At 42.1% G+C, this 23,753-nt stretch carries 24 protein-coding genes; 2 read left to right on the plus strand and 22 right to left on the minus strand.

Translation table 11 applies throughout. The annotated features are described in order from the left end of the window. Positions 1-4: 4 nt before the first annotated feature. The 17 genes from rpsS to A3GY_RS0108870 form a co-directional block, all read right to left on the minus strand. On the minus strand, positions 5-283 hold the full coding sequence (gene rpsS / locus A3GY_RS0108790) for a 30S ribosomal protein S19 (RefSeq protein WP_000533765.1): 279 nt from the start codon (positions 281-283) through the stop codon (positions 5-7). A 318-nt stretch (positions 284-601) separates the two neighbouring features. Next, positions 602-1,435 (minus strand): 50S ribosomal protein L2, encoded by an 834-nt coding sequence (rplB, locus tag A3GY_RS0108795; RefSeq protein ID WP_018031033.1) that lies wholly within the window; start codon positions 1,433-1,435, stop codon positions 602-604. A gap of 17 nt (positions 1,436-1,452) precedes the next feature. Beyond that, the gene (locus A3GY_RS0108800; protein WP_018031034.1) at positions 1,453-1,752 is read right to left on the minus strand and encodes a 50S ribosomal protein L23; all 300 of its coding nucleotides are present in this window, start codon (positions 1,750-1,752) and stop codon (positions 1,453-1,455) included. Then, on the minus strand, positions 1,752-2,375 hold the full coding sequence (rplD, locus tag A3GY_RS0108805; RefSeq protein WP_018031035.1) for a 50S ribosomal protein L4: 624 nt from the start codon (positions 2,373-2,375) through the stop codon (positions 1,752-1,754). The genes A3GY_RS0108800 and rplD overlap by 1 nt, the downstream gene beginning before the upstream one ends. Positions 2,376-2,399: 24 nt before the next feature. Continuing rightward, positions 2,400-3,026, minus strand: coding sequence for a 50S ribosomal protein L3 (rplC, locus tag A3GY_RS0108810; RefSeq protein ID WP_018031036.1), 627 nt, complete (start codon positions 3,024-3,026; stop codon positions 2,400-2,402). A 219-nt stretch (positions 3,027-3,245) separates the two neighbouring features. Continuing rightward, a complete protein-coding gene (gene rpsJ, locus A3GY_RS0108815; protein ID WP_003046044.1) occupies positions 3,246-3,554 on the minus strand; it encodes a 30S ribosomal protein S10 in 309 nt (102 codons plus the stop codon). 225 nt (positions 3,555-3,779) lie between these two features. Next, on the minus strand, positions 3,780-5,054 hold the full coding sequence (locus A3GY_RS0108820) for an MATE family efflux transporter (protein WP_040804170.1): 1,275 nt from the start codon (positions 5,052-5,054) through the stop codon (positions 3,780-3,782). Between the two features lie 30 nt (positions 5,055-5,084). Continuing rightward, complete coding sequence (gene thrC, locus A3GY_RS0108825) at positions 5,085-6,569, minus strand: threonine synthase (RefSeq protein WP_018031038.1); 1,485 nt, start codon at positions 6,567-6,569, stop codon at positions 5,085-5,087. A gap of 120 nt (positions 6,570-6,689) precedes the next feature. Then, positions 6,690-7,556, minus strand: a complete 867-nt coding sequence (locus A3GY_RS0108830; RefSeq protein ID WP_145980029.1) for a hypothetical protein — start codon at positions 7,554-7,556, stop codon at positions 6,690-6,692. Positions 7,557-7,759: 203 nt separating this feature from the next. After that, the gene (gene adhE / locus A3GY_RS0108835; RefSeq protein WP_018031040.1) at positions 7,760-10,408 is read right to left on the minus strand and encodes a bifunctional acetaldehyde-CoA/alcohol dehydrogenase; all 2,649 of its coding nucleotides are present in this window, start codon (positions 10,406-10,408) and stop codon (positions 7,760-7,762) included. A gap of 195 nt (positions 10,409-10,603) precedes the next feature. Continuing rightward, on the minus strand, positions 10,604-12,388 hold the full coding sequence (locus tag A3GY_RS0108840) for an acyltransferase family protein (RefSeq protein ID WP_026162000.1): 1,785 nt from the start codon (positions 12,386-12,388) through the stop codon (positions 10,604-10,606). Beyond that, positions 12,385-12,765, minus strand: coding sequence for an MORN repeat-containing protein (locus A3GY_RS0108845; RefSeq protein WP_026162001.1), 381 nt, complete (start codon positions 12,763-12,765; stop codon positions 12,385-12,387). Before A3GY_RS0108845 ends, A3GY_RS0108840 begins: the two co-directional genes overlap by 4 nt. Positions 12,766-12,823: 58 nt before the next feature. Further along, positions 12,824-13,261, minus strand: coding sequence for a low molecular weight protein-tyrosine-phosphatase (locus tag A3GY_RS0108850; RefSeq protein WP_018031043.1), 438 nt, complete (start codon positions 13,259-13,261; stop codon positions 12,824-12,826). Positions 13,262-13,525: 264 nt separating this feature from the next. Then, positions 13,526-14,524: a Holliday junction branch migration DNA helicase RuvB gene (gene ruvB / locus A3GY_RS0108855; protein WP_026162002.1), complete on the minus strand. Its 999-nt coding sequence runs from the start codon at positions 14,522-14,524 to the stop codon at positions 13,526-13,528. A gap of 41 nt (positions 14,525-14,565) precedes the next feature. Then, on the minus strand, positions 14,566-14,814 hold the full coding sequence (locus A3GY_RS0108860) for a hypothetical protein (RefSeq protein ID WP_018031045.1): 249 nt from the start codon (positions 14,812-14,814) through the stop codon (positions 14,566-14,568). 143 nt (positions 14,815-14,957) lie between these two features. After that, entirely contained in the window at positions 14,958-15,866 is a 909-nt protein-coding gene (locus A3GY_RS0108865) for a helix-turn-helix domain-containing protein (RefSeq protein ID WP_018031046.1), read from the minus strand. Between the two features lie 339 nt (positions 15,867-16,205). Beyond that, positions 16,206-17,318: a vitamin B12 independent methionine synthase gene (locus tag A3GY_RS0108870; protein ID WP_018031047.1), complete on the minus strand. Its 1,113-nt coding sequence runs from the start codon at positions 17,316-17,318 to the stop codon at positions 16,206-16,208. 250 nt (positions 17,319-17,568) lie between these two features. On the opposite strand from A3GY_RS0108870, the gene rpmF reads away from it, so the two are divergent. Together rpmF and rpmG are read left to right on the plus strand one after the other, a co-directional pair. Beyond that, complete coding sequence (gene rpmF, locus A3GY_RS0108875; RefSeq protein ID WP_018031048.1) at positions 17,569-17,751, plus strand: 50S ribosomal protein L32; 183 nt, start codon at positions 17,569-17,571, stop codon at positions 17,749-17,751. A gap of 15 nt (positions 17,752-17,766) precedes the next feature. Next, complete coding sequence (rpmG, locus tag A3GY_RS10180) at positions 17,767-17,916, plus strand: 50S ribosomal protein L33 (RefSeq protein ID WP_002262412.1); 150 nt, start codon at positions 17,767-17,769, stop codon at positions 17,914-17,916. 227 nt (positions 17,917-18,143) lie between these two features. Here rpmG and A3GY_RS0108880 read toward each other — a convergent pair whose 3' ends face one another. From A3GY_RS0108880 to A3GY_RS0108900, 5 genes are all read right to left on the minus strand, one after another. Beyond that, a complete protein-coding gene (locus tag A3GY_RS0108880) occupies positions 18,144-19,037 on the minus strand; it encodes an aldose 1-epimerase family protein (protein ID WP_018031049.1) in 894 nt (297 codons plus the stop codon). Positions 19,038-19,101: 64 nt separating this feature from the next. Continuing rightward, complete coding sequence (gene lacG / locus A3GY_RS0108885) at positions 19,102-20,508, minus strand: 6-phospho-beta-galactosidase (RefSeq protein WP_002941144.1); 1,407 nt, start codon at positions 20,506-20,508, stop codon at positions 19,102-19,104. A gap of 234 nt (positions 20,509-20,742) precedes the next feature. Then, positions 20,743-22,422, minus strand: coding sequence for a lactose-specific PTS transporter subunit EIIC (locus A3GY_RS0108890; RefSeq protein ID WP_018031050.1), 1,680 nt, complete (start codon positions 22,420-22,422; stop codon positions 20,743-20,745). Then, positions 22,422-22,739 carry a PTS lactose/cellobiose transporter subunit IIA gene (locus A3GY_RS0108895; protein ID WP_018031051.1) on the minus strand — a complete coding sequence of 106 codons (318 nt, stop codon included), beginning with the start codon at positions 22,737-22,739 and terminating at the stop codon, positions 22,422-22,424. The genes A3GY_RS0108890 and A3GY_RS0108895 overlap by 1 nt, the downstream gene beginning before the upstream one ends. Before the next feature lie 131 nt (positions 22,740-22,870). Then, positions 22,871-23,704, minus strand: a complete 834-nt coding sequence (locus tag A3GY_RS0108900) for a PRD domain-containing protein (RefSeq protein WP_018031052.1) — start codon at positions 23,702-23,704, stop codon at positions 22,871-22,873. Positions 23,705-23,753: the final 49 nt, after the last annotated feature.

A 23,753-nucleotide genomic window follows, 5' to 3' on the forward strand; every position in this document is an offset into this window, starting at 1 on the left:
CCTATTAACGACGTGTTTTCTTATCGTCAGCTGCGTGACCTTTATAGGTACGTGTTGGTGCGAATTCACCAAGCTTGTGACCTACCATGTCTTCCTGAATGTAGACAGGAACATGTTTGCGACCATCGTAAACTGCGATAGTGTACCCGATGAAACTTGGGAAAATCGTTGAACGACGTGACCAAGTTTTGATAACTTTTTTCTTTTCGTCATTGGCCTGAGCTTCAACTTTTTTCATCAAATGCTCATCGACGAAAGGCCCTTTTTTAAGACTGCGTCCCATTTTAGTGTTTTCTCCTTTAAAATATGTACCACAGCGGCTTGGGAGCAAGATAAAACCACAGCTGACCAGTTCATCACCCTGTCTCTGCACAGTTGACCAAGAGTTTCTTGTAGCTTTCCTACAGGAAACGTCAATCAACCACTGTGCCATTCAACAGTGATAACTGACTAGTAAACGGAATTTCAAATCCTGACTTACCCTACCGAGTTGGCGGATCTAAGCTAATAACCTGCAGCCATAGACACCAGAATGGTTGTCATGACCGAGGCATTCCGACAAAGTTTCGTAACGAGGTGACAGAAACTTCTGTTCAGTCGCCTATTTTTCGTTACGGCGACGTACGATCAGTTTGTCAGTTCTAGCTTTTTTGTTACGTGTTTTAAGACCAAGCGCTGGTTTACCCCATGGAGTAGATGGCGCTTTACGTCCGACTGGCGCTTTACCTTCACCACCACCGTGTGGGTGATCGTTAGGGTTCATTACAGAACCACGAACGGTTGGGCGGATGCCCTTCCAACGATTACGTCCTGCTTTACCGATATTGACAAGTCCATGCTGTTCATTTCCGACAACACCGACTGTTGCGCGGCAAGTTCCCAAAATCATACGAACCTCACCTGATTGAAGACGAACAAGAACATATTTGCCTTCTTGACCAAGAACCTGTGCAGAAGCTCCTGCAGCACGAACCAACTCCGCACCTTTTCCAGGTTTAAGCTCAATATTGTGGATAACGGTACCGACCGGAATGTTTGCAAGCGGCAGAGCGTTTCCAACTTTGATATCCGCATCTGGGCCAGAAACAATGCGCTGACCAACTTCAATGCCTTTCGGAGCAATGATGTAAGCCTTAACACCATCAGTATAGTGTACTAATGCAATATTTGCTGAACGGTTTGGATCATATTCGATTGTTTTAACAACTGCTTCAACGCCATCTTTATTACGTTTGAAATCAATCAAACGGTAGTGGCGTTTGTGTCCACCACCTTGGTGGCGAACAGTGATACGACCGTTGTTGTTACGACCAGCTTTGTTTTTAAGCGAAACAAGCAATGATTTCTCAGGAGTGCTTGTCGTGATTTCAGCAAAATCCAAAGAAGTCATGTTACGACGGCCATTTGTCGTTGGTTTATAAACTTTAATACCCACCTTAATTCCTCCTTAGATTATTCTGCTTCGGCAGCCGCAAACAACTCGATGTCTTTAGAATCAGCTGTAAGCGTGATGATAGCTTTTTTTGTTTTGCTTGTGAAACCTGTATAACGGCCAACACGTTTTGATTTTGGTTTGACAGTTACAGTACGAACACTGGCAACTTTAACGCCTTCAAAAGCTGCTTCGATAGCTTGCTTGATCAAAAGCTTGTGTGCACGAGTGTCCACTTCAAATGTGTATTTACCAGCCTCAAGAGCGTGCATTGACTTTTCAGTAATAACAGGTTTTTTGATTACGTCGTACAAATTCATTATGCAAGAACCTCCTCGATAGTAGAGATTGCTTCTTTTGTAACAAGAAGTTTGTCGCTGTTTACGATATCAAGAACACTTGCTGTAGCTGCTGTTGCAACTGTTACATTTGGAAGGTTACGAGCTGATAATTCAGCGAATGTGTTTCCTTCTTCAAGAATGACAAGTACTTTTGAATCAATGCTGAGGGCAGCAAGTACTGCCGCAAATTCAGCAGTTTTAGGCGCCTCAAATGAAAGAGCATCAACAGCAATCAGCTTTTCGTCAGCAACTTTTGCTGAGTAAACTGATTTTAATGCAAGGCGACGAACTTTTTGCGGAAGCTTGTAGCCGTACGAACGCGGAGTTGGACCAAAGACCACACCGCCGCCACGCCACTGTGGTGAGCGAATAGAACCTTGACGCGCACGCCCAGTTCCTTTTTGACGCCACGGTTTGCGACCGCCGCCAGCTACTGCTGAACGATTTTTAACAGCGTGAGTTCCTTGACGAAGGCTAGCACGTTGGCTGATGACAACATCAAAGACAGATGATTCATTTGGCTCAATACCGAAGACAGCGTCGTTAAGTTCAACTGAGCTAACTTCTTTACCAGTTTGGTCAAATAGTTTTACGTTTGCCATGTTAACTGATTTCCCCTTTCTTTATTATTTAGCAGCCTTAACTGCTGATTTGATGGTGATAAGAGATTTCTTAGCACCCGGAACATTACCTTTAATTAAAATAACGTTCTTTTCCGGTACAACTTGAACAACTTCAAGATTTTGGATAGTCACTCGGTTGCCGCCCATGCGCCCTGCTAAACGTTTGTTCTTGAAGACACGATTAGGTGCAACAGGACCCATTGAACCAGGGCGACGGTGGTAACGAGAACCGTGAGCCATTGGCCCGCGTGATTGCCCGTGACGCTTAATAACACCTTGGAAACCTTTACCTTTGGTTGTTCCAGTTACATCGACAACATCTCCAGCTTGGAAAGTGTCAACAGTAATTTCTGAACCGACTTCTAAGCCTTCAATGTTTTTGAATTCACGAATGAAGCGCTTAGGAGCCGTATTAGCTTTTGCTACATGGCCTTTGGCAGGTTTGTTACTCAATACTTCGCGTTTGTCATCAAAACCAACTTGAACAGCTTCATAGCCGTCGGTTTCAACAGTTTTCACTTGAAGAACAACATTTGGCGTTGCTTCGATGACTGTCACAGGAATAAATTCACCAGCTTCAGTGAAGATTTGAGTCATTCCCACTTTTTTCCCTAAGATTCCTTTTGTCATGAGAAAATATTTCCTTTACTTTATGATTTAAAAAGTTTTTTATGAGCGTTTTTTATGCTCAAAAAAGTTTTTAACGAGCGTTTTTCATGCTCAAGGTAAGATGCAGAAGGCGTCACACTCTCAGCAAAAACAGGAAATCTGACGAAGAAACATTTGTTTCTAGGAAGATTTATCATTTTTGCACAGAGTTTAGCCTGTGCTCAATTAGGCGAAATCAGATTAAAGTTTGATTTCTACGTTTACACCACTTGGCAAATCAAGCTTCATCAATGCATCAACCGTTTTTTGCGTTGGATTCACAATATCAATGAGACGTTTGTGGGTACGCATTTCAAACTGTTCGCGTGAATCTTTGTATTTGTGAGTCGCACGAATGATTGTGTAAAGGCTGCGTTCAGTTGGAAGCGGTACTGGACCTGCTACTGTCGCACCTGTACGGGTTGCTGTTTCAACGATTTTTTCTGCCGCTGTATCAAGTGTACGGTGTTCGTATGCTTTCAAACGGATACGGATTTTTTTGTTTGCCATCTTTTCTCCTCTCGTCTATTTAAGATAATAGGCTAGCTCCACAAGAAAACCGACAGGCGATTGCGTGGCAATGCAACCGAGCGTGTCGCAACCTCTTGCATCAAAGCTAAGGCTGTTTTTTACAGCACTAGAACATAATAACAGATTTGACAAGGCTTTGCAAGGGGTTTTTGCCTATTTTCCATAAAAAAACCAAAATCTTTGATTTTGGTTTTTAGGGTAAGTTTATCCAATATAGCGTCGGTACCTTTTATATAGGAAGAAATGTCTAAAAAGATTGTCTAGAACGGTTGCCATCCAAACGCCTGAAAGCCCTAGCTGAAGACTTATCCCTAAGAGATAACCAATCAAAACACGAATCAGCCACATCCCTATGCTGGTCGTGTAAAAAGGAAGCTTTGCATTTCCCAGTCCCTGCCAAATGGCTGTATAAACAAGCGTGCCTGCTGTAACAGGCGTTCCTAAAAAGGAAAATAACAGTACTGTTTGGCTGGCCTGGAGTGCTGATGTATTATCCGTGAAGAGGCGCCCCAAAACTGGGCCTAGCAGCAGAATAAATCCTGCCAGGACTCCCATAGAAAGCACAGCGATCAGGTAGATTTCGCGCTCAACTTGCCTGATTTGATCGATTTTAGCCTGTCCTAAATAATGGGCTGTTAGAACAACAGCCGCCGTAGACAGACCCAATCCCGGCATATAATTGAACTGTGTCAAGGTCTCCCCAATAGCATTCCCTGCGACCACTTTAGTCCCGAAAGTGACGATTAAAGCAACAATAACAAGGTCTCCTGCCCGCATCATCAGGCGCTCCAAGGAAGCAGGCAGGGCAAGCCGGAGCAAATCCCTGTCAATAGCCAGATGAAATTGCCAGTCCCAGACCTTTAATTTTAGCTGTTTGGCTAATATCAGAGTACCGATGGCACGTGATAAAACTGTCGCTGCTGCCACACCCTCCACGCCCCAGTTAAATAGAAAAATGGCTAGAGTTGACAATAGCGCATTAAGCAGGTTACTGACTAGGCTGACATACATCGGCAGGCGTACCCTGCCTCGAGCTCGCAGCAAACTTCCTAAACTGGTCATGAGGCCGAGAAAAAGAACGCCGCCTCCGACAAGTGCCAAGTAACGCCCCCCTATCTCACTAACGCTGTTTTGTGTTCCTAGTAACTTTAATAAAGTTGTCCCCCAGACTACTGAGATTACCCCTAAGATCAAACTAAGGATGATCGTCAGGCTGAGAGCATCATTTTGATAGCCTTGATAAGCCGACTGATCTTTCTGCGCTAGGCTCTTTGCGACTATACTCGTAATAGCTGACCCAATAGCAATGAAAAGGGCCTGATAGATTGTGATGATATTATTGGCAACGGCCACACCTGACACAGCACTGAGACCAAGCTGAGCAACTAAGTAATTGTCAACAAGGCCCATTAGCATTTGCAAAAGGTTTTCTCCCATGGCAGGCAGGGCAATATTTAAAATCTGTTTCTGATGTTTCATATCAAATAGAAAAAGAACCAACCGGTCCTTTTACACATCCAGATAGGATTCAACAGCTTTCTGCATAGCTGCAACCTCTACCACTTTGCGATGACGGATTGGGGCTGTTTCCAGACCTTTGACGGCCTTGGGAATGGCAACTCCTGATAAGTCATGGAGCTCTTGAACTGCTGCAAAATCATCGCCGCTGTCTTTTCCTTTGACCGCTTCCACAGCAACTCGCGGGAACTTATAAGGACTGGCTGTTGAAGCAATAATGGTCTTTGTCTGGTCGCCCGTCCTGTCACGGTAAGCTCGGTAAACAGCAGAGGCAACCGCAGTATGCGGATCCTCAATATAAGACAAGTCATCGTAAAGTCGTTTGATTTCGGCTGATGTTTCTCCCTCTGTCGCAAACCCCGCTTCAAAGAAATCAAGGATATCAGGATTGACAGCAGAAAGCTGGTACTCTCCCTTGTCAACTAAAGCTGTCATCAGTTCTCTGGTTTTGGCCGAATCATTGCCGACCAAATGAAAAATCAAACGCTCTAAATTGGAAGACACTAAAATATCCATAGAGGGGCTGCTGGTTACCTTGAACCTACGCTTTTTGTCATAAAAGCCAGTGGCAAAAAAGTCTGTCAGCACATTATTTTCATTGGATGCACAGATCAGCTTATGGACTGGGAGACCGATTTGTTTGGCATAGTAGGCCGCTAGGATATTGCCAAAATTCCCTGTTGGAACCGTAATGTTGATTTTTTCACCCTTTTCAAGCTGTCCATCGTTCAGGAGCTGAGCATAGGCATAGATGTAGTAGACAATCTGTGGCACCAGACGTCCGATATTCATTGAATTGGCAGATGAAAATTGAGCTCCCTTTGCCGCCAGCTTTTGACGAAGGCTTTCATCATTAAACATCTCTTTGACTTTGGTTTGAGCATCGTCAAAATTCCCTTCAATGGCAACAACATGCGTATTGTCGCCGACTTGGGTCGTCATTTGCAGCTCCTGAATCTTGCTGACACCGCCATTAGGGTAGAAGACGATAATCTCTGTACCAGCGACATCGGCAAAGCCTGCCATAGCGGCTTTGCCGGTATCACCAGATGTCGCTGTCAGGATAACAATCTTGTCGTCCACACCCTGTTTTTTGGCAGCTGTTGTCAAAAGATAGGGCAGGATGGAGAGCGCCATGTCCTTAAATGCAATAGTAGAGCCATGGAAGAGCTCTAAATGATACTGATCTCCTAGTTTGACAAGCGGCGCAATAACTGGGGTGTCGAATTTGGCATCATAGGCATTGTCGATGCAGAAGTCGAGCTCCTCTTCTGTAAAGTCATCTAAAAAAGCTGACAGAACTAATTTGGCAACTTCCTGATAAGAAGCCGATTTTAAACGGTCAAAGTCTAAATTGACATCTGGAAAATCAACAGGGGTAAAGAGACCCCCGTCTGTTGCCAGGCCTTGCAAAATGGCCTGACTGGCAGTTACCTTATTTTTCTCGTTACGCGTTGATTGGTACACTAGTGTCATGCGAATCCCTCTTTGTTAGTAATCTTTCATCTATCATACCATAAAATCTTTGAAATTGGCTAGATTATAGAAAATTCTGACAAATCCTCGTTATCCAAAGAAAAAGATGTGTGATAACCATCACACATCTGCATTAACACTGCCTGCTTTTTCGAATGTGATATCATCACCCTTTTCAGCATCTAAGATTAGCTTGTCTTTTTCTTTTTCAAAGAGAATAACATCTCCTTTGTTGATGTCCTCAACATAGGCATTTTTATTGTATTCTGTAATCGAAACGGTCTTAGAGAAACGGTTAACTTTACCACGGAAAAGCTCCCCGTGAATTTTACCTGTCTTGGTATCATAAGTTAAGCCTTCTTCTTCAGCACTTTCCTTAATGCTTGTCTCTAGACTCTTCTGCAGACTTTCCTGACTTGGCAAATTGGTGAAATAGGCATCCTTAATGGCCTGTTTTTCCTGGTCCGTCAGACTGTCACCGCCACTGCTTTCGAGATAGGCTTTCAGTTGTTCTTCAAATTGGTCATCTAAGAATTTGTAAACCGCCTTGGAGATCCCTTCTGCATCTACCGTATAACTGACAGTCATCAGTACCTTGTCATTTTTCGAGGTCATCTTGACATTGGCGTCCTTAAAGTACTTGCTTAAACTGAGGTCATAGTCTTCCGAATAGGTCGATAAGCTGTCTGAAACAGTCTTCTCCATTTTCTTTTCTAACTCACTGCTGCGCCAAGTTCCGTTGATGTCTCCTGAACTATAAAGATAGTAGGTATAGCCTCCAACAGATAAAAGAATAACGGCTAGCAAACCAGCAACAATGCCGATAATCAAACCTGTTTTACTGCGTTTTTTGCCTGAATCTTCTGGGGCATTGGGTGTTGGCGCCGAAAAAGCACCGCTGCTCCAAGCTGCTGAAAATTCATCCTGTGTCGGCGGGCGACCATTTTTGTTTTCAAAATCCTTCAACCATTCTTCTTGTGTCATCATAAGTCTCCTTAATTCTTTTTGCCATTCTATTTTAATATAATCCGGCCATTTTCGCAATAGCCCTAGTAATATTAAAGGGATTGGTCATCTGGCTTCAGCAAATACAATCATCGAGGAACTTCACTCCAATGCCAGCCGAATGAACCATCGAACGAAAACAAAAGGGATGTTCAAACATCCCTTTTGTTTATGGTTGATAGACTTTATTTTCTTCGACCTGGTTTTTTAGCATAACCATAGTAAGCATCTGCCATGATTTCTTCCATGTCTGCTACCATTGGCAAGCGTGGGTTCGCTGGTGAACATTGGTCTTCATAGGCAAGAAGAGCAATTTCATGCAGGCTGTCTTTCCAAGTTTTCTCATCGATACCTTGGTCCTTGAAGTTCATCTTGATACCAACGGCAACACCGAGGTCATAGACTGCTTTCGCATAGGCTTCAACGGCTTCTTCTGGTGTTGAATGAGGTAAACCTAACATACGCGCAATGTCTTGGAATTTCTCATCAGCTTTCCAGTAGTTGTACTTAGGCCATGTAGTGGTCTTAGATGGACGAGTACCGTTGTAGCGGATAACGTAAGGAAGCAAGATGGCATTGGTCCGACCGTGAACAGTGTGGTGCACCCCACCAATCTTATGGGCCATAGAGTGGCTCATTCCAAGGAAGGCATTGGCGAAGGCCATACCAGCCATGGTTGAAGCGTTGTGCATCTTTTCACGTGCTTCCGGATCAGCTGTTTTCACAGATTTTTCAAGGTATTGGAAGACCAACTTGATGGTTTGAAGGGCAATACCGTCTGTGTAGTCGTTGGCGAAGTTAGAAGTATAGGCTTCTGTCGCATGGGTCAAGACGTCCATACCAGTATCCGCTGCGATAAAGTCAGGCACTGACTCTACCAAGGCAGGGTCAACGATGGCGATGGTTGGGGTCAATGAGTAGTCAGCCAATGGATACTTGCGGTTGTTCTTCTTATCAGAGATAACGGCAAATGGTGTGACTTCTGAACCGGTACCAGATGTGGTTGGGATACCAATGTATTTAGCTTTTTGGCCTAAATCAGGGAATTTGAAGGCACGTTTGCGGATATCCATGAATTTTTGAACGAGGTCACGGAAGTCCACTTCTGGTTGTTCGTAGAAGAGCCACATTCCTTTGGCTGCATCCATTGGAGAGCCTCCGCCGAGAGCGATAATGGTGTCTGGTTGGAAGGCACGCATTGCCTCAGCACCGCGTTCAACCGTTGAAATATCTGGATCTGGTTCAACATCAGAGAAGACTTCAACAGTTACTTTATTAGGACGAAGATTTAATTGATCAATCACACGTTGGACAAAGCCGAGTTTTTCAATGGATTTATCCGTTACAATCATTACTCGATTCAAGCCTTCTGCGGTTTGGAGGTATTGAATAGAGTTGCGCTCGAAGTAAATTTTTGAAGGAACTTTAAACCACTGCATATTATTTCTACGTTTCCCTACTTTCTTGATGTTAAGAAGGTTGATAGCAGATACGTTATCACCAACTGAGTTGCGACCGTATGAACCACATCCAAGGGTCAATGATGGGATAAAGGCGTTGTAAACGTCCCCGATACCACCGAAAGTAGATGGAGAGTTCCAGATGATACGCATGGCTTTCATTTCGGTACCGAAACGTTTCGCCAGTTCTTCGTCTTTTGTATGGATGGCAGCTGAGTGGCCAAGACCGTTGAATTCTACCATTTGGCGAGCTTTCTTCAAACCATCTTCCACATCGTCCGCTTTCAAGACGGCGATGACTGGAGAGAGTTTTTCACGTGTCAATGGCTCATTTGGTCCTACTTCTGCACATTCTGCCGCCAAAATGTTAGTTCCTTCTGGAACTTTGAAGCCTGCTTGTTCTGCAATCCAAGCTGCTGGTTTACCAACGATGTCCGCATTCAGCTTAGCACCTGCACAGTCCTTGCTGTTGGCTTTCACGCCGAAGCAGTATTCTTCCAAGAGGGCTTTTTCTTTTTTGTTGACAAAGTAAGTCTTGTAAGACTTGAACTCTTCCACGAAGTCTTTGTAGATTTCTTTGTCGATGATAACTGCCTGCTCTGATGCACAGACCATACCGTTGTCAAAGGATTTAGACATAACGATATCGTGAGCTGCTTGACGGATGTCCGCAGATTTTTCGATGTAGGCAGGGACGTTACCAGCACCTACACCAAGGGCAGGTTTACCGCATGAGTAAGCAGCACGCACCATGGCATTACCACCTGTTGCCAGAATAGTTGCGATGCCATCATGGTTCATCAGGGCTCCTGTTGCTTCCATAGACGGCTCTGTAATCCATTGGATACAGTTTTCAGGCGCACCTGCTTTTACCGCTGCATCGTAAACGATTTTGGCTGCATGGGCAGATGATTCTTGAGCAGACGGGTGGAAACCAAAGACGATTGGGTTCCGTGTTTTTAGGGAAATCAGAGCCTTAAAGATGGCTGTTGAGGTTGGGTTAGTTGTTGGAGTCACCCCGCAGATAACACCGACCGGTTCTGCAATTTTTGTCAAACCTGTAACTGGGTCATCTTCAATGACACCAACGGTTTTGACACCGCGCATATTGTTGACAACGTGTTCACAGGCGAAGAGGTTTTTGGTGGCCTTGTCTTCAAAGACACCGCGACCCGTTTCTTCCACCGCATGAGCGGCCAAGATACCGTGCGCATCCAATGCTGCTACGGATGCCTTAGCCACAATGTAGTCCACTTGCTCTTGGTTGAGTTTACGGAACTCATCGAGAGCCACCAAACCCTTTTGAACCAGCTCATCAACGTGCTTTTCAGCCATTGCTTTCTTCTGCTCAGGGGTTACTTTTTTGTCAGCCATAATTTTCCTCCGCTTTTCTAAACAAACTTGCCTTGATAAGTTTGTTAAAAAATTCACATTTATTTTTATGAGTCTATTATAGCACTTTTTTTTAGTTTGTAAACCGTTTCACAAGAAAATTGTGATTTTTTTTACAAAATCTCTTGAGGTCAGCTTTTCTAATTGAAAAAAACTCGCCTAAAGCGAGTTTCTGGGCTAAGTGTCCCCTTTGGCTGGGTTTTTAGCAGCTTTTTGAATGGCATCCTGAATCGTCTGAACATAAAGTTTAGCACCTTCTGTACTGGAATCGCTGTAATGAACCCCGTCTGAGCCATTCCAAATTTCAGGATGGGCAATGGCCGTTTCATACCAGTCTGCAATCGTCACAAACGCATATTTTTGAGCCAAATCCAGTTCATAATTACGCAGTTCAGGAATACGCCCGTCCTTGGCATTATAAGGCGTGACGAAAATGAGCCGATGTCCATCTGGCAAACCATCAATGAATTTCTGAAGGCTATCTTGATAGCCTCCGACAGAATTGACACCGACAGCGATGACCACTGTTTTAGCCAGTGTGTTACTGTCTATCTGATTCTGAAAAATGTCATAGGCTGAAGTGAAATTACGGCTGACCGCCGCATCAAGCTGAGCTTCTGGCAATATTTCGGTAAAGGTGCTGCTGGCCCGCAAGGCAACCGAATCACCAATAATCGAAACATTGCTGATTGCCGAAGCATCTCCGGCGGCCAGTGTATGAGTACGGTTCATGTTGTTATCTGCCTGATTCAGCGAATCAACTAAAAGATTGGTCTCAAAACGGCCGACTTTAGGAGCTGTGAGTGAGATGGCGAGCGTGATAACACTGAGCAAGGCAAAACCGCCATAGATCCATTTTTGATAAGGAGAGAGGTCAAGTGTCAAACCAAAGAAGTCTGATTTTTTTCCAGCAATATAAGGTTCGATAATATAGTAGGAAAGGACTGCAAAAGCAACTGAGAAAACGAGCGTAAAGAGCACCGCCAGCCAATTCGGCATCAGCTGACTAAAGATAATGTAAAACGGCCAATGAAAGAGATAAACGCTATAACTAATATCTGAAAGAAAAGTAATGAAACGCGGCTCTTCTAAGTTTGGCGTCTTATCATTCAGTACACGCGCCGTATAAATCATCACAGCGGTAAAGAGACTTGCCAAAAGAAAACCAAATAGATAGGTCAGCAGATGGTTGAAATCTAACAACAGACTCAAAAGCAGAAGGAAACCTGCACTTCCAGCCATTACTATAAGAACTTTTTTGGTCGGCCAAAGCTGAACATTTTTTTTGAAACGCCCCGTCGTCTCTCTGACCCCTGTCAGGGTAGCTAAGACTGCTCCCAAGAAGAAAGGGAAGATATGGGTGAACGTAGAGAAATAAATCAGGGAAAAATTGCTGACAAAGAAAGCTCGGATAAACATACTCAAAAAGCTAAGCAAAAATAAACCGCTGGCAATCAAGAAGACAAGACCGCGAAACTGCTTATGGTTTGCCACCCTCTTTCCCAAGAACCAAAGCAGGAAACCCCAGAAGACATAAAAGTGAACTTCAATGGCTAAACTCCACGTATGCACAAAGAGGTGGGGGATAAACTGACTTTCATAGTTTCCTCCAGTGAAAATCTCGTAAAGATTGGTCGTAAAACCGAGAGCTGCCGCTATTTGACTGCCGATACTGGATACGAAATCCCGACGAATCAAAAACGTAAAGGGCATGCTGATCAGAACCATCAGAACGAGCGGCGGAACAATCCGATAAAAACGCCTCTTAAAAAAACCTAAGAGATCAATGGCTTTAGAACGAGTATACTCATCAATCAAAAGGGCGGTAATGAGGTAGCCCGAAAAGGTGAAAAAGATGTCTACACCAATGAAGCCTCCTGGGAAGGCTTGTTTAAAAAAATGATAGAGTAAAACGAGCAGCAACCCCGTTACCCTAATAAAAGAAAACCACTTTATTCTCATTTCTGATAAATCCCTTGTTTAAATGTTCCCTTGTAGACTTTCTGATTTTTCGCTGTTAAGACGCCTTTCCCATCAGCTAAGCCCTTTTTAAATTCACCGACATAGGACCAGCCGATACTTGATTTAAACGTTCCCTGACCACTGAAAACACCATCTTCAAATTGACCTTCATAAGTGTCTCCATTAGGGTAGGTCAGTTTCCCCTGACCATTAAATCGGTTGTTGACCACGGTTCCGGTATAGGTCATCTTTCCATTTTCATACGTTAAAGTCGCCTGGCGTTTGCGGTTCACAAAGAAAACAGAAAGTCCCAAAATAAGGATAATCACAACTGCGAGTATCTCCAGCTGGTTTCTCGTTATTTTTATAGATTTCATACGTTTTTCAATCACTTTTCTACTCTTTCATCGGACCCTGTTCTTATCATTAAGAAAGCTAGTCCTCTTCTGTCTGAAGTTTGGCAAGCCAGTCTTGGCAGCCTCTTTTAACCAAAGTATAGGTCTCTTCAAAATCACCGGTATAGTATGGATCCGGCACGCCCTTGTCATCAAATAGATGTATCTTATGGTCAAAAAGCCCCCGCGATAGGCGTTTTAAGTCCGCAACATTCTCCTTATCCATACCAATGATATAATCAAAATGCTCTAGATCCGTCAGCTTCACCTGCTGAGATCTTTTTGTTTTCTGGTAAGGAATCTGATATTTTTTAAGAATCGTCTGTGTCCCGTGATGAATAGGGTTGCCATGTTCCCAGTTAGACGTTCCACGGCTTTCGACTTCAATCTCGACACCAGCAGCACAGGCTTTCATCACAAATTCAGCCATGGTGCTGCGACAAATATTTCCCAAACAGACAAAACAGACTTTAGTCATGACAAACTCCTTTCCTACTATTATAACAGAAAACTTGTGTGAGCATAACGAAAATGGCAGGAGAATTTCACAGACAGCCAAAGCAGGTGTCACCTGTCTGGACCTCTGCTGCAGCGAGATTTCCTGCAAGCGACTAGAAGATGGCGCTAACACAAGGCGGTATACAGCCAAACAGACAGAAAAGGCGGCGAGAAACTCCCAGACAAAAAGCCCCTTTAACGGAAGAAAGGGACCCTTATAGTAAGGTCAGCGAGATTTCGTTTGTCAATCTTTTGTGTAAGGATAGCCAAGATGCTCATAAGCTTTGGCTGTCGCCACCCGACCATTGCGGGTTCGCATCATAAACCCTTTTTGAATGAGGTAAGGCTCATACATATCCTCAACGGTCTCACGCTCCTCTGCAATATTAACCGATAAAGTCCCTAGCCCGACCGGCCCTCCCTGATACATCTCAATCATGGTTTTCAGGATTTTCTGATCAACGTAGTCCAATCCTTCTCGATCGACATCCAGCATGGTCAGCGCCTTATCCGTGATGCTGCCATCAATAAGGCCATCGCCTTTAATTTGGGCATAGTCTCTAACACGCTTTAACAGACGGTTGGCAATCCGAGGCGTTCCGCGGCTGCGCCGAGCCAGCTCATGAGCCGCTTCCTGAGTGATCTGCATGTCAAATACTTCTGCTGTCCTCTCAACAATCTCCGTCAAATCAGACAGGCCATAGTATTCCATATGCCCTGAAATCCCAAACCGAGCACGCAGAGGATTGGAGAGCATACCCGCGCGGGTCGTCGCACCAATCAACGTAAAAGGCGGTAAGTCCAAGTGAACACTGCGAGAAGATTCACCTGCACCGATCATGATGTCAATGTAAAAGTCCTCCATAGCACTGTAAAGCACTTCTTCGACGGCCATCGGCAGGCGGTGGATTTCATCAATAAAAAGGACATCTCCCGGCTCCAGCTCATTTAAAATGGCCACCAAATCACCCGCTTTTTCAATGGCCGGGCCACTGGTCTGTTTGAGATTCACTCCTAGCTCATTGGCAATAATAAAAGCCATGGTTGTCTTTCCCAGACCCGGTGGGCCAAATAGAAGTGCATGATCCAGGGCTTCATCACGCAATTTGGCAGCCTCAATAAAAACGTTTAACTGTTCCTTGACCTTATCTTGGCCAATATATTCCTTAAAATACTGGGGGCGAAGTGTCCTTTCAGAGCTTTCTTCGTCTCCCATTATGTCATTGTCTAATAATCTTGTCATAGCCTTATTGTAACATCTCGCAGGCAAAGATTCAAAAAGTATCACGGCTTATTTTCATCGATGATCTCAAAATGTTTGGCAACACGCGCCCTATCCTTATCTGAAAACCGAAGCAAAGCGTTCCGGTCTCGGATGTCCAACGCATCTGCCGCCTCAAAACGACTGAGAGAGAGCCTTTTTGCTTCCCACGGGTTAAAGCTGACAATCTGACGTGCCAGCAAATCCCCCTTCTTGAAGAACCAAAGCCGCTGTTTAGAACTTGTTTTGTTCAGAATGAATAATTTTTTCAATTAGTGTTCTCCGAATTCTTGTAGCTTACAATCCCCACCAAGATAAACCTGTTAAAAAACGAAACATTGCTTTCTCCTTTCTCTTATTTTATGGCTTTATTATAGAAAAGAGCATAAAAAAATAACAGGACATTAATGTCCTGTTATTTTTTTAAATCTTGTGCCCACTCTTCTTCTAATTTTTCTGCCAAATAAGCATTTCCAATTAATTGAGCAAGCATCACAGCAGAATGATAGCTTTCCTCAGCCTTTTTAACATCATTTTTAACTAATAAATAATATTTCCATTCTAAAATGTTTACAACCGGTTTCTTATGAAAATCATGAATTTTTTGCATGATATTATTTGACAGCAGAATAATTTCTTCTATTTCCTTGTGCTTTTTGAGTAGAAAAAAGAGTTCAAAATTATTCAAAAGAACATTATTTAACATAAAAAGATCATCTAAGGGCAAACTGTCTCCCTGACAAATTAGCACTTCGATAATACGATCAAAAGCAGACTGTCGAAATATTGAGTCTTCTAAGCCATTTATGGTGAGGCATGATAAATATAAGTCAATAATAATTAAATCATTTAGCTGATAGTAATCTTTTAAAAGAACCTGATCAAAATAGTCATTTAAAATGCCTCGCCCAAAATTGATATTGTCACTAAAGTGAATATCCAGCTTTGATTGCAATGCATCCATAATCAGTTGCTCATCTTCTGGTAGATGATCGTAATAGTTATTAAAAATATCATCAAAAAGAGACTCCCGTTCTTCCAACTTTGCTTGATTTCCATAAGTTGGTGTATGCAACAGGAGGTATTTAATTTCTTTGTACCGCCGCGGGAGCTCTACAACCTCTCCATCTGTTAAAGTTCCAACGCTAACCCCCAACCGAGAGGCAATGTAGACAACTTTACTAAGGTTAGGCAGCGACTGACCGTTTTCAATGCGTGTCAGCTGCCGGATAGACAGTTCCGTTTCGTCTTGGCAGAAGATTTCTTTGGTTAGCCCTTTTTCCGCTCGCAGCTCTCTGACTTTAATCCCAAAATTCTTTAACATCCATTTTCCCAATCTTGTTATTACTAATAGTTTACTTAATTATATTAAAATTAACAAGTTTTTTATGACGCTTTCTTGTTAAGCTACAAGATCTGAACAGTTGAAACAAAAAATCTATCAAGTAACTTTACTTTACAAAAACCTTTTGATATACCGTTAAAGTTGACGCAAGTCATATTAACCCCAAAATAAATAAGGCCTAAAGAGCCCTTTATATCGGCTCTATAATTTCTGTAGTGGGTAAAACCTCCGCTAGATGTTATAGAGCCAGAAAAACTCTCCAAGGAAGGCTTCCTTGGAGAGTAGAAGATTTCTTTTCAAATTCAAAATGACTGGAAATTAACCCCAGACCTGATCTGTGATGGTCTTGATGAGGCGGAGCTTCTTCCATTCGTCTTCTTCGGTCAAAATGTTGCCCTCTTCCGTTGAAGCAAAGCCACATTGGGTGGAAATGCCGATGTTTTTCAGCGGAATGAGCTTGGCTGCTTCTTGAATCCGGTCAATGACTGCATCGATATCTTCCAGTGCTGGATCCTTGGAAGTAATGACACCTAGCACTAATTCCACCTGGTCACGGCCATTCCAAATGTCCACGATAGGGGCAAAATCTCCTGATCGCTCATCGTCATATTCTAGGAAGAAAATATCGTAGTTGAGCTGACCCAAGTACTTGGCCACTGTCTGGTAGCTCCCTTCAAAGAGGTAGGTAGACTTGAAGTTGCCTCGGCAGATATGGGTCGCCACTGTCAAATCTTCTGGCAGACCTTCCAAGGCCTTATTGATGACATAGACATCATCCTCCGCAATCTCCTCATAGATCCGGCGCTGCTCTGGCTGATCCTGATAGGTCTCCAACTGCTGAATCAGGTAAGCCCAAGTGGTGTCGTCCAGCTGGACATAGCGGGCCCCCAAGTCATAGAAGCGCTGGATGGTATCATGGTAAGCCTTGGCCAAACCATCGAGAAAGTCTGTCCAACTCTCATAGTAGTCTGCATAAAGGTCACTGCGGTGGTCCCGCTTGATAACCAGCGATGGACTTGGAATGGTCACTTTGGGTGTCACTCCTGCTGGTGTGATGGATAGAAGATACTCAAAATCACGGTAGAAAGGATGGTTGGGGTTTTCAGCTACCTGTCCATTAAGCCGGACATTGGTGGTTCTGGTCTTGGCACCGTGAAACTTATAGGAAGCCTCTTGCTGGTAGGCTTCAAAGCCTGTCAATTCCCAGAGGAAGTCCAAGTGCCACCAGGAACGGCCAAACTCACCGTCTGAGATCACTTCCAGGCCATTTTCGACCTGATGATGAACCAGCTCCTTGACCAGGCGGTCTTGAATGTCCAAGAGTTCTTCCTTGCTAATCTTCCCTTGGGCAAAGGCCTCACGCGCCTCTTTCAAGGCTTGGGGGCGAAGATAAGAACCGACATGATCGAAGTGAGAATGAATTTTTGCCATAAGAAAACTCCTTAAAAATTGATATGTTCATTGTAAGGGGAAAAGCTATAAATGTACAATATATATTTTTTATGGTTTCCGATAGCTTTTGGCTATATCAAGAAGTCTGCTCTGCTTTTTCCAAAAAATCTGTCAAGTAACTTTACTTTACAAAAATCTTTTGATATACTGTTAAAGTTGACGCAAGTCATATTAACCCAAAAATAAATAGGGGCTTATAGCCCATCATATCTTACGGAGGAAAGAAAAAATGGCAGTACCTGCACGTCGCACATCCAAAGCGAAGAAAAACAAACGTCGTACACACTACAATTTGACAGCTCCAACTGTGAAATTTGACGAAACTACTGGAGATTACTCACGTTCTCACCGCGTGTCCCTCAAAGGATACTACAAAGGACGTAAGATTGCTAAAGCTGCAGAAGCAAAATAATAGAAGGGAGATACCATGCGCGTAAACATTACACTTGAACATAAAGAATCTGGTGAACGCTTGTACCTTACTTCAAAAAACAAACGTAACACTCCAGACCGTCTTCAATTGAAAAAATACTCACCAAAATTGCGCAAACACGTGATTTTTACTGAAGTGAAATAGGGATTCACTACACGTCAATAGACAGTAGAAACCTTGATTTTATGCGATTTTTGAAAGATGAACTTTCAATACATTGCAGTATAAATCAGTCGAATCACTACCTTTTTCACTACCTTTTTTGAAATAAGATTTTGATTCGGATAAGTAATAAAACCCACTGGCTGATTAAAGTCAGTGGGTTTTTTGAGTGTTTTCCGTAGAATATTTAAATTACTTAACTATGGTATTTACTCAATAATAATATCAAAATGTTTTTTATCAACTTCTTTTGGAGCCACGTAACTAATATTGCGTTTGGCATTGAATATGTCAGATTCTTCCAGTGATGTAGAGAGTCCGCTCCAAGGTTCTAATGCAATAAATGGACTCTGATTTGTAGTTGACCAAATCACTAAATATGGAAAATCATCAAATGCAATCGAAAGAGTCTTCTGATGATTTTTAGATTTCAAGGTTACCTTTCGCGATGCTAATTGATCCAATGTTACGGCATCATGCTCAAACAGTTGATAGGACAAGTCCAAGGTCTTTTGATTTTCCAAGAATGGCTGACGATCTCGCAGATCAAGTAAGCCAGTTTCTGGAAAACTTCTTGGAACTGTACAAGATTCTACTTTTTCAAATTCTAAATAATAGTCTTCATAACTCTCACCATCTAACAAAGGACAATTAAAACCTGGGTGACCCCCAATAAAGTAAGGTAGCCTTCTATGTCCTTCAAGATTTTTCACCCGATATTCAGTTCGAATTGTATTGCCAAGTAGTGAGTAGTTAATGGAAAGTTCAAATTCAAATGGGTAATTTTTTACGGTTTCTTCATTTGATGAGATAGAAAATTCCACAGAATTTTCAGTTCTTCTTACATTTTTGAACATCATTTTTCGCACAAGTCCGTGCCTTGGAATTGTGCCTGTAAATGTCGGTCTTTCTGCAGGTTCATAGATTGCCCAATCATTTCGTAAACTTCCGCAAATTGGAAATAGAACTGGTGCTTGACCGCTCCAATAGGTCGGATCTCCTTGCCAAAGATACTCGACACCATCATTGTCTTTTATCGAAGTAATTTGCCCACCTAATTCAGAAAATTGTACTGTTAAGTTCTCATTTTTTAATTCGAACATAAAAACCGCCTCCCTTATATGAAAACAAGGATGCTAACTTGAGCTAGGCATCCTTGTATTATTTTTATTCAATAACCTGTGTTTCTGCTACTTTTTTATACCAATAAGCACTTTTCTTTGGATAGCGTTCTTGGGTCTCAAAGTCAACATAGAACAAACCATATCGTTTCTCGTATCCGTTTGACCAAGAAAAGACATCCATCAAGGACCAGATGAAATACCCTTTAACATTGGCACCATCTGAGATAGCATCTGAAATCACTTCTAAATGCTTTTTCACATAATCAATTCGACCATCGTCATAGACTGTTCCATCTACAAATTCATCTTTATAGCCTAGGCCGTTTTCAGTGATGTAGATTTTCTTATAGTTTGGATAGTCATTTTTCACACGCATGATTTGATCATAAAGGCCTTGCGGATAGATAATCCAATCCCAGTCCGTTTTTGGAATATCGACTGGGGATTCTCTACGACCAACTCCCTTGATTTGATACTTAGAACTTCCCTTTTCACCTTTACCATTATGGATAATTTCAGTCTCACCGTCATGAGCCCTCATCCAATCACTCATATAGTAATTGATGCCCAAGAAGTCGTTCAAATCTTTTGCGGCATCTAAGGCAGCGAAGTCTTCATCACGAAGGTCTAATTCCCCACCATTTACTTTCAGAATATGTCGAACGCCTTCAAGTGTTTTTTCAGAATAGTAACCCAAGTATGTAGCATCGAGGATAAATTTATTATGAATAATATCTTCTAGTTCCGCTGCACGAACATCGTCAGGATTGGTTGGATCATAAGGATATTTCGTTGGCAATGCGTGTACAACACCAATTTCTCCACTATAACCAGCATCCTTGTAGAGCTTAACTGCCTTGGCATGTGAAACCATCATATTGTGGTGAGATTGGAATACCTTAGCTAAGTCATACTGAATCCCTGGTGGGAACTTACCTACAAGATACTGTCCGTCACCAATTGGACCGATTTCATTAAAGGTTGTCCAGTAATTAACTTCAGGGAATTCTTTGAAGCAAAATGCTGCGTAATTGACGAAGTGTTCAATGTTATCTCGATTCAGAAAGTCACCATTAGAATGTAGCGTTTCTGGTGTATCAAAATGGTGAAGCGTTACAAATGGTTCTACGTGACGTTTATGGCATTCCGCAAATAATTTATGGTAGTACTCTACTCCCTTTGGATTCACTTCTCCAAAGCCTGTTGGGAAAATACGAGACCACGCAATCGAAATCCGAATGCCATTTACCCCAAATTGTTCACTTAGTTCTAAATCAACTGGATAACGATTATAAAAATCAGAAGCTGGTTCCGCAGTGTACCAGTAATTATCTTCTAGATACTTGTCCCACGCAACACGACCTTTTCCATCCGTCTGTGTAGCACCCTCTGCTTGATATGCTGCAGTTGCTCCACCAAATATAAAATCTTTCGGTAATGTTTTAACCATATGCCTACCTTCTTCTATCAAAAATAAATAAAGGGGTAGGAGTTGGAGATGTTAACTCCCTCCCCTTTTGATTAAGAACCTGTATTCACAAGTGAAGTGCTTGTATATAAGAGATAGTTTTTCGCTAATCAAGGCAGTTTTTTGAAGGAATACTGACTGTATTTTGAAAAAAACTAACGATGAGTAGCTGAAAAACTAGCCTTAGATGGAAGTGCTGAACTGTGAATGTAGGTTCTAAAACTGTTGTTTGACAAAGTCAAGAGCACCTTGACCATCACGTGTGAGTTTAATGTATTGAGCCCCTTCAGTTTTGGCGAGTTTAATGCCCAATGCATCGGTTTCTTGTTTCATATCATCGTAGTTTGATGCTACTTGAGGTGCAAGGATGACTAATTGATACTCTGGCAAAATCTCACGGTGTGCCCCATAACTTCCTGCTGTAGCTGTAACTGGAACACCATATTCTTTTGCAGCTTTAGTTAGAGCGTTGGCAAGCAATCCGCTTGTACCACCCCCTGCACAAAGTACCAAAACATTTGTTTGTTCAGAAATTTCGGTATCGACTGCAGCTTTTTCAAGAATAGCATCCGCTTTGGCAGTATTAAAGTTAGCTGCCACTTTCTCTTTTAAGCTATTTTCTACTTTCCCTGATTGTTCTTCAGCAAGAATTTGCTCATCGTAAACTTTCAAGAATGGATAATAGATAAGTACATCGACAACTACCAATAAGATAGCTAGTGCAAAGGCAAGTGGAGCAAAGTTTGTTCCCATTACAATCCCCAATGGTCCTGGAGTTGTCCATGGCAAGTTAACGCTGAAACTGTTCATTTTTAGCGTATCAACAAAGAATTTGAAAATCCATACGTTGACAATTGGAGCTAGAATAAATGGCACAAAGAATACTGGGTTGAGTACGAGTGGGGCACCAAACAAGATTGGTTCGTTTACTCCAAAGAATGTCGGAACAACTGAAGCACGTCCAATTGCTTTGTTTCGTTTAGACTTGGTTAACCACATAAACATGAATGGCACAACCAAGGTAGCACCTGTACCACCCATGGTAACGATAAACATTTGAGTACCTGAAGTAAGGATTTTATCAGCATGTTGACCCGCCTGTAAAAGCTGGAAGTTGGTTTCAATATTAGCATAAGTAATGGCTGCAATTGCTGGCTCAACAATTGATGGACCATGGATCCCTACAAACCAGAACAAGGCATATGCACCAAAGATAATCGTAATTCCCACATAACCATCTGCTGCTGTAAATAATGGCTCAAATAATTTCAAGATAGCTTCAGCAACATTTGTTCCAACGAATTGACGTGTCACAATGTCAATCCCATAAAGTACAAAGATAGATAAGGCATAGGGAATAATATCCTTAAATGCTTGTGACACATTCGGTGGAACCTCTTCAGGCATACGAATGGTGACGTTGTTTTTCACACAGATCTTATAGATATTGACCGTAATAAAGGCTGCTAGAAAGGCTGTCAAGAGGCCTTTTGTCCCCATATAACCACTATCAAAACCAGCTTTAATTTCATCAGAAGCTAACAACAAGAATCCTGAAACGGAAGCAATCATGGTTGAGATAAAATTGATTTGGTTAGTCTTTGATAATTGACGGTTGAAAGCATCTGTCAGTGATTTTGCAGTTGTAGCTGCCACCAATACGGCTACAATTCCCATTGTATAGACATAGGGTTTCATAATAGCAGTTACAGCTTTATTAGACCAAGTAAACCCAAAAATATTTGGCACAAAAGCCACCAATAGGAAGATACTTGAGAACAAGATGACTGGCATGGCTGCGATAAAGCCATCACGGATAGCCCTTAAATAAGGGTTTCTCGAAATCTTTTCAAAGAAAGGCTTCCCTTTCTCAATGAATGCTATCAATTTATTCATTACTTATCACCTCGTTTGTAAAGTTCAATCATATGACTCATCATATCTTTCAATAATAATGTTGTCATGAGATGGTCTTGACCATGCATAAGTGTCACACTAAAGGCTAAATCCTCACCAGCCGCTTCTTTTTGCAACAAACTTGTCTGAGCATGATGGGCTTCAACAATACAAGCATTGGCAGCTTCAACTAGTTCTTCTGCTTTTGCATAATCACCTTTTTGAGCAGCGGCAAGTGCCTCCATCAAACGAGAACGAGCATCACCAGCGAACGCAACAATCTCAAAACCTAATAAGGTCATTTCTTCTCTGTTCATAATATGAACCTCCTATTTTTTTATGTACTCAATGGAAATTCAATTCAGACTAGGCGACGAAAACGCAGATAGAACTAAAGTTCATCAAGTTGAGGCAACAACGTCTGAATTGGATTTACGAAGAGTATGATTTACAATAACCGTTGAATATGTAACACAATATAGAACCTTTCACTGTCATTGACAGGTTCATCAACCAATGTTGTGATCATCTCAAAAATCTGACTTCCAATCAGGTAAGCTCTTGGATTCTGGAGCTTGATATACTGTTCCAAACTAGCAATCGATTCATTTGACTGATGGGATCTATCTAAGTAATTCAGAAAATAGGACAGATGAATCATAAAACGATCATAAAAATTGCTATTTTCTTTTGAGCGTTTAATCCCATTCTCCGTTAGAATTTGTTCAACATCTGTTATAATTTTTTTGCTGATGTCATGTTCTTCACTTGTGGGATGAATGGTTTCACCCTTGGCATTAATTAAGTGAAGGGCAATTCTACCAATCTCATCATTTGGAAAATCTTTTAGCAACTTTTCACGAAACATAGCTAAGGCTTCACGCGCCATTTTATATTCCAACGGATATTCGGCTGAAATATTGGGTAACCTACTTTCCTGATAAGTATTTTTCAATACCGCCTGATAAGAACAATAGATATGGTCTGTCAGTGTCACATAGAGATATTCTTGTACAGGATAGTGATAGGTCGCTACTAGATGATTGATAACCGTGTAGGTTGCCGAAATAAAATCTAAGGGAATATCTTTTAATAAGGTTAGAAAATTTTCTTTGGCCTCATCATTTTTTAGCGAAAAGATATTCTCTATCTTATCCTTAACAATTAAATCCCCTTTCTTCTTTTGAAAGGTTATACCTAATCCCATCACGACTGCCTGTTCCCCGTGTTCATTTTTCACCAGAGCAGCGTTATTATTTAGCGACTGTATAATCCTAAACATATTGCCTCCTCTATTTTTAAGCAAAAAAAGACTACAAACAAACCGAGAA

Origin of the sequence: Streptococcus ferus DSM 20646, assembly GCF_000372425.1 — a bacterium.
Classification (GTDB): domain Bacteria; phylum Bacillota; class Bacilli; order Lactobacillales; family Streptococcaceae; genus Streptococcus; species Streptococcus ferus.